Origin of the sequence: Fulvivirga sp. (assembly GCF_040220315.1) — a bacterium.
Classification (GTDB): Bacteria; Bacteroidota; Bacteroidia; order Cytophagales; family Cyclobacteriaceae; genus Fulvivirga.
In genome coordinates, this window is the sequence record NZ_JAVJUY010000213.1 from 1 (window position 1) to 13,854 (window position 13,854).

9 protein-coding genes are annotated in these 13,854 nt (G+C 37.9%); 3 read left to right on the forward strand and 6 right to left on the reverse strand.

Annotated elements, in window-relative coordinates:
* The 3 genes from RLO81_RS10455 to RLO81_RS10465 form a co-directional block, all read right to left on the reverse strand.
* A partial coding sequence (locus RLO81_RS10455; protein WP_350111117.1) for a heavy metal translocating P-type ATPase occupies nt 1-1,980 on the reverse strand: 1,980 nt, incomplete at its 3' end.
* Nucleotides 1,981-2,059: 79 nt separating this feature from the next.
* The gene (locus tag RLO81_RS10460) at nt 2,060-2,578 is read right to left on the reverse strand and encodes a helix-turn-helix domain-containing protein (protein WP_350111120.1); all 519 of its coding nucleotides are present in this window, start codon (nt 2,576-2,578) and stop codon (nt 2,060-2,062) included.
* A 71-nt stretch (nt 2,579-2,649) separates the two neighbouring features.
* Nucleotides 2,650-3,387 carry a lysophospholipid acyltransferase family protein gene (locus tag RLO81_RS10465; protein WP_350111123.1) on the reverse strand — a complete coding sequence of 246 codons (738 nt, stop codon included), beginning with the start codon at nt 3,385-3,387 and terminating at the stop codon, nt 2,650-2,652.
* A 97-nt stretch (nt 3,388-3,484) separates the two neighbouring features.
* Here RLO81_RS10465 and RLO81_RS10470 point away from each other — a divergent pair, with 97 nt between their 5' ends.
* The gene (locus RLO81_RS10470) at nt 3,485-6,298 is read left to right on the forward strand and encodes a CHAT domain-containing protein (RefSeq protein ID WP_350111126.1); all 2,814 of its coding nucleotides are present in this window, start codon (nt 3,485-3,487) and stop codon (nt 6,296-6,298) included.
* A 102-nt stretch (nt 6,299-6,400) separates the two neighbouring features.
* On the opposite strand, the gene RLO81_RS10475 is transcribed toward RLO81_RS10470, so the two are convergent.
* A complete protein-coding gene (locus RLO81_RS10475) occupies nt 6,401-7,150 on the reverse strand; it encodes a carboxypeptidase-like regulatory domain-containing protein (RefSeq protein WP_350111129.1) in 750 nt (249 codons plus the stop codon).
* A gap of 97 nt (nt 7,151-7,247) precedes the next feature.
* On the opposite strand from RLO81_RS10475, the gene RLO81_RS10480 reads away from it, so the two are divergent.
* Together RLO81_RS10480 and RLO81_RS10485 are read left to right on the forward strand one after the other, a co-directional pair.
* Nucleotides 7,248-9,029 (forward strand): OmpA family protein, encoded by a 1,782-nt coding sequence (locus RLO81_RS10480; RefSeq protein ID WP_350111131.1) that lies wholly within the window; start codon nt 7,248-7,250, stop codon nt 9,027-9,029.
* Nucleotides 9,030-9,186: 157 nt separating this feature from the next.
* Nucleotides 9,187-9,390, forward strand: a complete 204-nt coding sequence (locus RLO81_RS10485) for a YgaP-like transmembrane domain (protein WP_350111134.1) — start codon at nt 9,187-9,189, stop codon at nt 9,388-9,390.
* Here RLO81_RS10485 and RLO81_RS10490 read toward each other — a convergent pair.
* Both RLO81_RS10490 and RLO81_RS10495 read right to left on the reverse strand, forming a co-directional pair.
* Nucleotides 9,387-9,710 (reverse strand): hypothetical protein, encoded by a 324-nt coding sequence (locus tag RLO81_RS10490; protein WP_350111137.1) that lies wholly within the window; start codon nt 9,708-9,710, stop codon nt 9,387-9,389. The genes RLO81_RS10485 and RLO81_RS10490 overlap by 4 nt on opposite strands.
* A 235-nt stretch (nt 9,711-9,945) precedes the next feature.
* Nucleotides 9,946-13,854 (reverse strand): T9SS type A sorting domain-containing protein (locus RLO81_RS10495; protein WP_502880448.1); only part of this gene is annotated, 3,909 nt, incomplete at its 5' end.

The window sequence follows — 13,854 nt, forward strand, 5'->3', positions numbered from 1 at the left end:
TTTAGCACTTGTCCCTTTAATTTTATCGCCTATAACTATGAAACCAACCACTTTTTTATCTACAGATAGATAAGAAACGGTTTTACCTTTTTGCTGGAAGGACTGTGCTTTTTCATGCATTTGTTCAATTACTTCTGCCTGAGCATGCTCCATCATTTTCAAATTGCCTAATGCAGAAAATTTGCCATTTATTTTACCTTCTACACCTTTCCCTGTAACAGCATTAAATTCCTCTGTTTTTATTTTTTCCACACCTTGTTCTTTTCCATAATTTACTGTGGCTTGAGCTAAAGGATGCTCACTATCAGTATTAAGTGAAACAATGTGTTGTAACACTTCTTTTTTATCCAGGCCATTGTCAAAAGATACCACTGTTTCAACGGTTGGTTTGCCTTCTGTAATCGTTCCGGTTTTGTCTACGATTAATGTGGTTACCTTATTCATTTTTTCAAGAGCCTCAGCATTTTTTACCAATACACCATTTTGGGCTCCTTTTCCTACACCTACCACTACCGACATAGGTGTGGCTAATCCTAAGGCACAAGGGCAAGCGATAATTAAAACGGCTACTGCATTTACCATGGCATAAACATATGCAGGTTCTGGCCCCCAAATAGCCCAAACAACAAACGTGATTATCGAAATAAGTACCACTATCGGCACAAAATAGGCAGAAACCTTGTCGGCAAGTTTTTGAATGGGTGCCTGACTTCGGCTGGCATCATTCACCATGGTGATAATCTGTGCCAGCAATGTGTCATTGCCCACTTTTTCGGCTTTCATTAAAAAGGATTGATTACCATTAATGGTACCGCTGCTTACCGTGTCATCAACCGATTTGTCGACAGGTATAGGCTCTCCGGTAATCATCGATTCATCAATACTGGTACTGCCTTCGGTAATAATACCGTCCACCGGTATTTTTTCACCGGGTTTTACTTTTAAGATGTCGTTTAATTCTATTTTATCAATGGACACCTCAATCTCTTCTCCATTTTCAATTTTAATGGCCTTATTAGGTGCCAGTTTTAGTAATTCTTTAACAGCGGAGTTGGTTTTACTATGTGCCCTAGCTTCCAGCAACTGACCTAATAATACTAACGTTAAAATAACTGTGGCTGCTTCGAAATAGACATGCACCGTACCAGATTCTGTTCTAAATTGATCAGGAAAAAAATCAGGAAAAATCAGGCCGAATAAACTAAATAACCAGGCAATACCAGCTCCCAGACCAATTAGGGTAAACATGTTTGGATTCATTCTTCTCACACTATAGTAGGCACGCTGAAAGAACATCCAGGTAGCGTAGAATACCACAGGTATGGAAAGAGCAAATTGTATCCAATTCCAATATTTCAAGCTCAAAATATCGTATAATGGGTTGTTGTGAATCATTTCGCTCATGGCGATTATGAAAATAGGTAGCGTAAACACTGAGGCAATCCAGAATTTCTTTAACAGCCGCTTATAGGTTTTATCTTCAGATGAAATGTCTGGTTGCTTAGGTACCAATTCCATCCCGCAAATAGGGCAGGAGCCTGGTTCATCTTCCACAACTTCAGGATGCATTGGGCAAGTCCATTCTTCAGAAGAGCCTGAGTTTAAATTCTGTTCTTCCACCAAGTCCATCCCGCATACCGGGCAATCACCGGGCTCATCGTATGTTTTATCTCCTTCGCAATGCATAGGGCAATAAAAAACACCATTGCCTTTTCCTTTTGGTTTTTCAGGCTCTGAAGATGAGTGATGATGGTGTTTAGACTCACCAGGAAGGTGAATGCTGTATCTACCTCTATCTTTTTTCAATGCCTCCTGAAAAGTTTCAATAGAAATATGCGATTCCATTTCAATGGTGGCTTTTGCCTGTTCCAGATCTACTGAAACCTGTATTACACCTTCTACTTTTGAGAGTGTTTCCTGAACATGGCTGCGGCAACCATTGCAAGTCATCCCTGAAATTTGATATGTATGTGTCATCATCTTATTAGTAGATACAACACAAATGTCGGAAGAGCAAATGGATTATAGGTTACACTATTTTGGAATGGATTTGTAAGATTTACAGCTCATCCAGCGGTTTGCGTTTGATGCTTCCCAGTTTTTTGAAATGACTGGGCGTAAGACCAGTTACTTTTTTGAATTGGTTGCTGAGGTAGGCGACAGAGGAATAATTTAGTTGAAATGCTATTTCACTAAGTGTTAATTCATCATACACTATCAGTTCTTTTACTTTTTCAATTTTTTGAAGGATGTAGTACTTCTCAATGGTAATACCCTCAACATCAGAGAATAGATTGCTTAAGGTACTGTAATCCTGATGTAATTCCTGTTTCAGATAATCTGACAGTGTGACGTTAAGTTTGTTGTTCTTATTATGGACTAAATCTGTGATCAGGTTCTTTATTTTTTCGATAATTCTGGTTTTCTTATCATCTAATAGTTCAAAACCTATTGCTTCAAGTTCCTTTATAAGAAGTGCCCTTACATTCGAAATCTCATTTTCCTTTATTTTCACTTCGCCTAATTCTACATTGACAGGCGTTAGTCCCAACTTCTCCAATGTAGTTTTAACTGCCATTTTGCAGCGGCTGCATACCATGTTTTTAATGTAGATAATCATTTCTATGAGTATATGCCAGCTACGAAGTATTACGAATTCTCCTTCAACAAATCCTCCATTACCTTAAAAGTGTGATCTTTTAATTGATTTACGTCATTCATAGTGTAGCCTTCAACAGAAATGGCTTCTCCAAATACTACTTTTATTTTTCCTGGCTTAATATTTAATGTTCCGGGAGGCATTAATTTACCAGCCCCTATCACCACCATTGGCATTATTGGCGTGCCGGATTCTATTGCGGTTCTAAAGGCACCACTATAAAATGGCTGTAGTAACTCTTTGGTTCTGTTTTGGGTTCCTTCAGGAAAGATCAAAATAGAAACTCCTTTTTTAATAATGTCTTTGAGCTTCTGTAAACTGGCCTTTCTGCTTTCCGGACTGGAGCGATCAACTACCACCGTAACAACCCTTACTATCAACCCAAATACTGGAATTTTCAATAGCTCCTTCTTGGCTAACGGCCTAAATTGATTTGGAATAGCAAGCGCAATACCTGGTGCATCTAAAAAGGATGTGTGATTGCATGTGTATATGTACGATGCCTTTGGATTAACCTTCTTCTTACCAATGATTTTATAAGGAATGAAGTTGAGTAAGCTAAAAATTCTAGACCAAATCTTGAGTCCGTAAAAGGTCCCCATTCCAACACGAACGTGGATAAGGATGGGAAGTACAATTAAAGGCAACAGTATGAGCATGAAAGTGGTGAATACAATCAACACCCAGATCATATACAATTTTAAAAATACTGTTTTTATTAAACCCATGAATCGGCCAAATTACGAAATGATGGTTAATAATGATTTCCGGGCTGGTATTTTTTGGTAAGAATACTTCTCAATAACTTCGTACAAATTCATTTCTATGAAACTACAAATAACTATCGCAGCAATTTTATTCAGCGTATCTGTTTCAAATGCTCAATTAGGGAAGTTTTTAAAAGAAAAGGCAAAGTCAGTAACAGAATCAAGTGCCCTCCAGGAAAAAATAAAAGACCTGGCAAGTGAAAAACTTGCCGATGCCCGTTCTGAGGTTGATTCAACATCGTTCAGCTTTGCTATTTCAGTAAGTGACAACTCTGATTTGATTAATGCAGACACAGGTAAAGATAAAGCCATTAAGCTGATAAGTACTTTTAAAAGCAATGAAGATGATTCTGAGCAAATGAAAGCAAGAAAGCTAAAAGATGCGGGGGAATTAGCGTATGCCAAAGGGTATTATCAAAAAGCAGAATATTTACTGATTTCTGCCAAAGAGAGTTACGAAGCAAATTCAACAGATGACATCAATTACTACACAACCATATCCAATTTAGGCCTGCTTTATAGTACGATGGGCCGTTTCACCAAGGCGTTTGAGTTTACAAATCAGGCATTGGAACTAAGAAAGGCTAATTTGGGTGAGACTAGCCTTGCCTATGGTGTATCACTAAATAATTTGGCCGTTCTTCAGAATGAAACCGGAAGTTATAACGAATCGGAACATACGATTTCAGAGGCTATTGAGGTAATAGAAACAGTCTCAGGAAAGAAAAGTATGCAATCGGCAATTGCCTTAAATAACAAAGCCATGCTCTACCAGTCGGTAGGCAGGTTTGATGAAGCATCAGAAGTAATGAAACAGGTAATTGCCATTTCTGCTGATATACAAAGTGAGAAGTCGAACAACCATCAAAAATTTCTATCTAACCAGGCACTGTTATATACCGAAATTGGGGATTACCAACAGGCGATTGCTATTTACAAAGACCTGATTCAGATTAAGGAACGTAAATTTGGCACCAAACATCCTGATTATGCCCACATGCTTAATAATCTGGCGTCTGTTTACCTGCTAACAGGAGAGGAGGCAGAGGTGGAATCTCTCTTGAAAAGAGCCATTGATATTTACGAAGACAAATTCTCCAAAGAACATAAGCTGTATGCAGCAGCCATTAGCGACTTAGGAAATTATTACCGCTATACGGGAAAATTAGAAGAAGCTAAAAAATTACTTACAGAATCACTTGAAATAAATAAAACAGTTTTGGGCGAAGAACATCCTGACTATGCTAAAAGCCTGGAAGATTTAGCAGTTGTTGAATGGAAACTCGGAGAGTATGATGCTGCATCAGACCTTTTTGATAAAACACTTGGCAAAACCTTAACCTTTATTAACAGCTATTTCCCACCAATGAGTGAGTCTGAAAAGACGAAGTATTGGGATCAGTTACGGCCAAGGTTTGAGGCATATTATTCATTTGCTTTTGACCCAAAAAACACTTTGAATGAGCTTGAGGTGAAAGCATATAACTATCATATTGCTACAAAAGGACTACTCCTTAGTTCGACTAATAAAATAAAGAATAAGATTTTAACTAGCGGTGACAATAAGCTGATTGAACAATATAAGTTATGGTTAGATCAGAAAGAAATGCTGGCACAATACTATTCTTATTCGAAAGAAGAGTTAAAAGAACAAAATATAAACAGAGACTCTCTGGAAATAGCTACGAACAGAACAGAGAAACAATTATCTCAAGAATCTAAACTCTTTCAGGAAGGATACTCACTCTCAGAAACCAAATGGAGCGATGTGCAGGCCAAACTTTCATCTGGTGAGTGTGCAGTAGAAGTAATACGATACAGATACTTTGGAAGGTATTTAGGCGAAGAAATAAAGTATGCGGCAATTGTTTTTGGCAAGGAAGGCGAGGTATTAACAAATGTATTTGAAAATGGAGAACAGCTGGAAGGAAGGTATTTTAAGTATTACAACAATGCCATACGTCAAAAATTGAACGATGTTTATTCCTATGATCAATACTGGAAACCCATTCATGCATTAACGGCAGGTAAGAAAATGGTTTATTTTTCTGCAGATGGAATATTTAACCAGATTAACCTAAACGGGTTAAAATCTGATTTGGGCTATGTTATTGATAACTATGAAATTCATTATATAGGGAATACAAAATTTATAGGCACCCAATCAGCTCAAAAATCAATCAAGTCAGCCTTTGTTTTGGGTAACCCAAGCTTTGGAAATAGTGAAATCAACCCACTGCCAGGAACGGCAAAAGAAGTGAGTATTTTAAGTAGCAAACTAAAGGCTTCTGGTGTTAGTACAAAAACGTACGTTCAAAATGAGGCAACAGAAAATGTTGTCAAAAGCGTTAATGAACCAAGCCTACTGCATATTGCTACACATGGCTATTTTCTACAAGATCTTGACAATAGCGGGAATAAAGTTTTTGGCGTGAATGTGGAAAGTGCCCGTAATAACCCGCTTTTAAGGTCTGGTTTATTATTATCAGGTGCCGGAAATGTATTAACCAATGCAGCTCCGATGGAAGGTAGTAATAATGGAGTGCTTACTGCCTACGAAGCTATCAATCTTAATTTGAGTGGTACAAACCTTGTAGTACTCAGTGCCTGCGAAACAGCGGTGGGTGATGTGAAAGCCGGTGAAGGTGTGTATGGTTTACAGCGAGCATTCCTTGGTGCAGGCGCCCAATCATTGCTCATGAGTTTATGGAAGGTTGATGATAACGCAACCCAGGAATTAATGACTTCATTTTATTCTAACTGGTTGAAATCCGGTAATAAAAGGGCGGCCTTTAATCAGGCACAAAAAACATTGAAGCAGAAATATCCGCATCCGTATTATTGGAGCTCCTTTGTTTTGGTAGATAATTAGGAGTTAGTTATTGACAAAGAGCTAAAAAGCGTGCAACTTTACTCTTATTAAAAATTAATTATTCACTCTTTGCTTGCAACCCTGGCGGTCTCCGTCAGGGTTTTATTTTTCGAGGATGTTCTTAAAATCTGTGAGGCAGCGTTGGATAACAATAGTTAGCTCATATTCGGTTGCCTTCTCTATAAAACCGTTGTCAATTACACAGAACTCCATAAAATCTTCTATTTTATCTTCAGGCAAGCCAGTAATTTTTTTAACTACCTGTTCATTATATTTTGACTCTAACTGCTGAAAGTGGTGTGTGTTTTTCTGAGCCTGGGCTAAAAGTTTACGCTCCTTGTTTTCTTTACTAAATATACCAGCAATGGCCGTTAGCGGACTCGTAAACGCAGAATTTTTCCATTCTTTCTTTGGTCCGTAATTGAAGCCCGGTAGCTGAATACCTTTTTTCTTATCTTCTATAGGCACTTCCACATCCAGAATTGCCCTCTTCAGTGCATATTCATCTTTATAGGCAAATACTTTCACTGATTCTAATTCTAACGTTGATTGACTGAGTTCGATGGTAACCAACATCTTATCAGTAGTTATGCTTTTATTTATCACAAACTGATAAGTTTCAAAACCAATAGCTGAAAAAAGAAGTGTATCCCCTGGGTTTATCCTGATCCAAAACCTGCCTTCTGTATTACTTGCCACTCCTTCATTACTTTGTTTGTTGATGATGTGCACATAAGGAACAGCGCTTTTAGTTTCAGCATCAATAATTTCCCCCACTATCTCAACGGTAGTTTCTTGACCAAAAGAGATAGTCGAAAAGGACAGAAAGTATAAAACTAGGTATTTCCTCATCACCAAATTAATACGAGAATGCAATGATAAGGATACATAAGATTATTTGACTTCACCTTCTTGTTTTTTATATCTTTACTTAACTAAAGCCAACTCTATGAAATTATTTCTTACAGTATTTCTGTCTTTTGCTTTCACTATTCTGTTCGCTCAGGAATATAGCCAGCGCTATGAGTTGGTGAATTTGGGAAGAAAAGTGAATACGGCATATCATGAGGGGGCCCCTGTAATATCTGCAGATGGAAAGGTACTTTACTTTTTTGTTCATAATCATCCCGAAAACACATATGGCAAAGAGGGAAGTCAGGATATATGGTATTCTGAAATGGGTGAAGATGGGCAATGGGGAGAAGCTAAGCACATGGGCAAGCCACTGAATGAAAATCAGGCAAATCAGGTGTTTACAGTTATGCCAGATAATGAAACTTTGTTTATTCGTGGAGGTGGTTCAAAAAATAGGGAAGGTTTTTCTTTTACACATAAAGAAGGTGCATCCTGGAGTAAGCCGGAAGATATAGATGTAGAAGATTTTAAAAACATGCATAAAGGAAAATTTTACGGGGCCACCATGTCTACCGATGCCAAATTTATGGTGTTATACTTTAGTGAAAGGGATAATAGCGAATTCAACGACTTATATTTAAGTAAAAACTTAGGCGATAATAAATGGTCGAGACCGGTAAGACTGGGAGCGAATATCAATACCAGTAGAGATGAGTTTGCGCCTTTTTTAGCACCCGATAATAAAACCCTTTATTTTTCAAGTACCAGAAAAGATATGGGTCTCGGGTATTCAGATATTTATAAAACTGTAAGACTGGATGATACCTGGATGAATTGGTCTGATCCTGTTAATGTAGGTAGACCTCTAAACACACGTGCTTATGATGCTTACCTTTCAATTGACAATCATAATAACGTATTTACCACACAATCGGGTAATACCATTGATGGTGGGAACCTTGACATCTTCTCATTAAAACTTAAGGACATACACATCAACTTGAAAGGGTTAACGTTGGATCTAAAAACAGGACAGGGAATACCTGATGCTCATATGACCATTGTTCGGAATGATGAAATTATCGATACGCTTATGTCATCGCCAGAAGCCACCTACTCAGCGGTGTTGCTGGAGGGGAATGGTGATTTTGCCATCAATGTATCTGCTGATGGTTACCATCCGGGTTTAACAGAATTTTCGCTTGGAGAGATAACACATGACACTACAGTGATAAAGGACATTATGCTACAGCCTATAAAAAAGAAAGTGCTGTTAAGCGGCATTGCTTATGATGAAAAGACAGGTGATCCACTTATAGCATCCTTGGAGTTTAATCTGCCCGATAGTGATAAGACTAGAAAATTAAAAACCAACGAAGCCGGCTACTACGAAATAGAACTCCCCAAAACAGGTGTATATCGTATGGTAGCCAAAGCTGAAGGTTATTTAAATGCAAATGATAGTTTGGAACATTATGATGACGAGATCACGGCCTATACAAAAGACCTTTATTTAAAGCCAATTGAGATAGGTACAACTGTTAGGTTAAATAATATTTTCTTTGATTTTGACAAGACAACACTGAAATCAGAGTCATTTGTAGAGCTTGATAAAGTAGTGGAATTCCTTCAGGAGAATAGGTCGTTAGAAATTGAAATAGCCGGCCATACTGATAGCAAAGGCTCTGATGATTATAACCTAAACTTATCTCAGGGTAGGGCAGAAGCTGTGGTAGATTATATTATCTCTAATGGAATTGAAGAGTACCGATTAGTTGCAAAAGGGTATGGAGAATCTGTGCCATTGGAAAGCAATGATACAGATGAGGGTAGGGCATTCAATAGAAGAGTGGAATTTACGGTACTAAGAAAATAATGACATAAATCATCTTAACAAGTGATCTACTTTCGGCAAAATCAATGTTTTAACATCTATTTTAGATTATGAAAGTTTTTAAGTTTATTATCGTATGCATTCTATGCATTTCAATCGTTTCTGGTCTAGTTATATTTTTAACCTAACACACACTACTATGAAAGCAAATATGGGAAAAGCCGATCGATTAATTCGTATAATAATAGCTCTGCTTATAGGCTATTTATACTATACTGGCGTTCTAAGCGGAACGGTGGCCATTATTTTAGGCATCCTCGCCATTATATTCATTGCCACTAGTTTTATTAGCTTCTGTCCACTGTATTTACCTTTTGGTTTATCTACAAGAAAAAAGAGTTAATCGATTATAATATCGAAAATAGAGAAGTTGGGTTTTATTCTTCGTGCTTCGTCACGATTGAAGAAGTTGAGTCTATTTACTTTTAACGTGTTTTGACAGCACCTGCTATCGCTGCTGAATACATAGTCGATAGCAACGCTATCAATCAAGAGGTTATCGTAGGTGAATAGTACTGTGTCAGGCCGTTCTAACTCTATACTTATTGCACTTAAATCTGCGATATAAAATGTGTCTTCTTCAACTATGTCCCTTTCTATCGTGTAACTATTGTTATTAAAGTCGATAATAGAGAGAAGTGCAGGGTCGTCAAGAATTTCCATTCTATTAGAGTCTACAAACCTGAATCTCGCTGAAAGATCATTTGAACATTCATCACAGCTCTCACAGCCGGAAAAAACGGAAACACAACCAAATAGGACAACTAGCTTAAAAAATAACCTTTGCTTCATTTGCACTTAAATCACACTATGTGATAAACGAATTTAAGAAAGAAAATCTGATTAAATAAAAAAGAGGTGTTGTTGTGGGCAACACCTCGTAAATTAATGCTCCTATTTATTTTACCAGGGCAATTCTTATTGTACCTAGAGCGTGTTCATTATTCTTAATACTAAGTATGTAAGTGCCCGCATCATAAATCCCGGTAGGTATTTCCAATAACCTGCTTCGATTAATTGATTCCCCATTAAAATGACTTTCATAGATAGACTCTCCTGTAATCGAAGTGATAATCACATGAACCTGGCCCTTAAAGTTAATAGCATCCGTAAATTCGATTTTTATTGACTCAACGGCAGGGTTAGGATATACATTCACTTTACGAATCAATTCATCCAATAATCCGGTAGTAGATAATATAGTTACTGATATTTTACCTTCGTCAACCAATGCTTCCAGATTGTAATCATTGTTTTTGCTCTCTTCAATAATAATATCCACATCAGACTCATTATCCATAGGATATCCCGGGTACTGAATGTTAATTCTATAGTCTGCAGCCGGTAAATTTTCAAAGAAGAACTCACCATTCTCGTTCGTAAAAACATAATCTACTAAATCATACACCGTTTCTTCTCCTCTGCCGGTTTGTCTTGCCCTTCGCATTGAAACCCCAGCGCCATTTACCCTACCTCTGGCATCTATTCTGCCGCCAGGGTCGTTACCCTGATCAAGTTCTTCTTCTACAAAACCAGCAACTTGACCAGGTCCTGTTTCTTCGCGAGGTTCTTCAATCAAAGTAATGTTGAAAGTTGGGTTAGTGGCCTCAATTAGCAATGTGTCTGCCTCCTCCCATAAATCAATTTCCTCAAAATAGGTCGGCAATTGGCCGGGGAAGTTATTAACATTCGGTTTGCCTAGTGCCAGATAATCACCAATAACAATGTTGCTAAAGGTAAAATTACCCTGATTATTAAGGCTTGTTGATAACGTATCAAAAGCCGTGGCCTCCTGGTTTATTTCAAAAAGTAATACTTCTCCATTCGTAACAGGATCACCCGAAGAGGTTAGTATCTGTCCACTTGCAGTAGTAGTTTCAGCAACAAATGATATACTTTGAGGCACCCCTCGTACCCCGTTTGCATCCTTGGGCCATATCATCATATAAACAGTTGCACCTGGCGTAATTTCACCAAGCTTAGGCCTAAACAACACTTCAACAGGGTTGCCGGGCTCTAACCTTCTTACAGTACCTCTTTGTTTTAATTCCCCATTTTCACCCAATCGATAATTAAGAAAGGTTATATCGCTATCTAATTCATTTTTAGCATTTACATTAAATCGTATCCGACCAATATCATTCAATGCAAAAATATGTGGAATTGGTGCGATACCAGAAAGAACATAAGGATTTGCTCCAGAAAATGCTCCTGCATTCGCAGCTGATTGAAAGTCATTATCAATGGACAATGTGCCACTTGAATTAGTAAAATTAGCCGTGCCAAAATTAATTGTACCTGACGTAGTATTGCCTGTGGCCTGATAGTTATTAATGATGTTATTGGTTAATGATGCATCGCTGATACTGTCTAGGAATACCCCTATCGTATTTCTATTAAAAACTACGTTGGTCATATCATTTCTTGCTGCGGTAGCTCTCGAAATGGCAGTTGTTACTGTATCAATAATGTTGTTTTCAATTAAAACATTAGTGTAATTCCTACTTGTGCCCAATAATGACGTTGATGCGAATGAAAATTCACCAATAAAGTTTTTTGAAATGGTTATGTTATCCACATCGTCCGTGATCCCTAAATCGCCAATTCTATTATTAGATAAAACTATATCTTCTAAAACATCATCGCTAAATGAAGTCACATTGTTTAATCTGACAAAACCAAAATCAAGTCCATATATTTCTGTTCCTTCAGAACCTTCAGTGATGTTAATTCCCGGCATACGAGCCGTTGTATCATTTGCCTGAGTTTCAGGGTTGTCCGATAAAAAATACCCGGGGCCATAAATATATCTTTGTCTTTCCAATCTTAATCCTCCAACATCATAGGGTATATCCGAGCCTGATACAAAGAGCGTATCGCCAGTGCTTGTTCCATAAAAAGCAGCATAAAAGGTTTTAAAGTCAGCGACTGATCCAGGTTTATTGTCTACAGTCCATGCTTTAGGTGCTACAGAAGAGCTTACATTATAAAAAGGTGAAGATATTGTTAGATCAGGAACCGCTGGGTTTGTAATCCATGCATAATAGCCACCCAAATCATTAATAGTTGCATTCGTGATGGTGTAGTTTGCAGCATTAACATTTAGAGCCAGAGTATCGCTGATATTTCTAATCCAAGTGAACCTGTTTCCAGTTGTAGTATAAGGATTAACTAATGGAAGGTCTCCACCTTCATCTATTACTTCATACCTGGAATCCCTTCTATTCTGTGGTATATACGTGAATTCAGGAATACTTAAATTGGGAATAATAGAATTAAAATCGAGTTGATTCGCTTGCAAAAAGAGAGTTTGTATTATTGGTAAGCCCGAAATATCTGGAAAGGAGGTGAATAAATTTCCACCAATAGACATTGCCTGCAGATTTGTGAGCCCACTGATATCCGGGAAATCACCAGTTAACCGGTTATTAAAAAGCCAAAGCCCGCCTAAATTGGTTAGGTTATTAATGGCAGGATCTATCGTGCCAGTAAATCCATGGCCTCCCACATCTAACACAGTAAGATTTGTTAATGAATAAAAGTCAGTTGGGAATGGTCCACCAATTGCTACAGTACCTGAAATACCAAGAATTTCCAATTGTGTGAGGGAAGTGAGGTTTGCAGGCAATGTTACCGATAATTCTGAATTATAGTCCACTTGTACAATTCTGATATTTGGAAGCTGCCAAACCGCATCTGGCAGGTCGCCAGAAAGCTGATTTTCGCGTAGATTAAACGTTTCAAGGGCAGTCATATTTCCAACTTCATTAGGTATTGTTCCTGTAAGCTGGTTGCCACTTATATCCAGAGCAATCAAAGATGTCAGATTTCCAATTGTTGATGGAAGGCTGCCAGTTAGGTTCATGCCATTGTCGCCATCATCCCAAAGGTTAATGAATTGTAAATTAGAATTATTAAAAAGCTCTATAGGCAACGCTCCGCTGAAATTGTTTCCGCCAAGGTCAAGAGTAGTTAAATCCAAAAGACCAACAGTTGAAGGGATTGTTCCTGAAATACTGTTACCACAGCAAAACTGTATGCTATTAAGAGTTGAAATATTCCAAAAAGAGGCTGGCAATGTTCCGCCTACACTATTACCTAAGAAATCAATATTTTCTAATGCCGATAATGCACCAATGGATGCCGAAATGGTTCCCGTTAAATTGTTGTTACTTAAAAATAGATCAGTAACTCTACCACCATTGACACCAACCCCAAACCACGTATTTACATTACCTACCAACCAATTAGTATTGTCCGACCAATCAGCCCCATTAGTGGTATTGTAAAGCTCAACTAACGCCAGTGAATCACTTTCCAGTGTAGTTCCATCTAACAAGAAAATAGGGTTCGATGCACGCGTACAACCACCAGAACCAGCAACCTCTACATAGTATGATCCATTTGTCAAGAATATATTTCCAATTACCAATTCGCTTCTGGTAGAATCTGTAATTGGTAACCCATCTTTAAACCATTGGTAGGTGTATGTACCACCACCTGGATCGAAAGCTGTTAATGTTTCTCCTGGGTTCAATAATTCATCTTCTGCTGTAACATTAACAATAGGTATAGGTCTGTTTGGTACCCATTCTGATATGACGATGTTAGATCCTGTGTTTCTATTTAAGCTTCCAAAAATTAAATTAGAAGGCGCACCCTCAATAAAATCAGCACTGTAACCAAATTTATTTTCATAAGAAAGATTGTTCGCTGGAGTTGGATCAATAGCACCGTCAGCAGCACCATAGCCAAAAACGTGGTGGCCATAGGTTGGAGGTACATTTAAAACACCTCCGGGGCTATA

Coding starts and splice junctions, on each gene's coding strand:
- RLO81_RS10460 (WP_350111120.1), bottom strand. CDS start 2,578: ATGGCAGTTAAAACTACATTGGAGAAGTTGGGACTAACGCCTGTCAAT.
- RLO81_RS10465 (WP_350111123.1), bottom strand. CDS start 3,387: ATGGGTTTAATAAAAACAGTATTTTTAAAATTGTATATGATCTGGGTG.
- RLO81_RS10470 (WP_350111126.1), top strand. CDS start 3,485: ATGAAACTACAAATAACTATCGCAGCAATTTTATTCAGCGTATCTGTT.
- RLO81_RS10475 (WP_350111129.1), bottom strand. CDS start 7,150: ATGAGGAAATACCTAGTTTTATACTTTCTGTCCTTTTCGACTATCTCT.
- RLO81_RS10480 (WP_350111131.1), top strand. CDS start 7,248: ATGAAATTATTTCTTACAGTATTTCTGTCTTTTGCTTTCACTATTCTG.
- RLO81_RS10485 (WP_350111134.1), top strand. CDS start 9,187: ATGAAAGCAAATATGGGAAAAGCCGATCGATTAATTCGTATAATAATA.
- RLO81_RS10490 (WP_350111137.1), bottom strand. CDS start 9,710: ATGGAAATTCTTGACGACCCTGCACTTCTCTCTATTATCGACTTTAAT.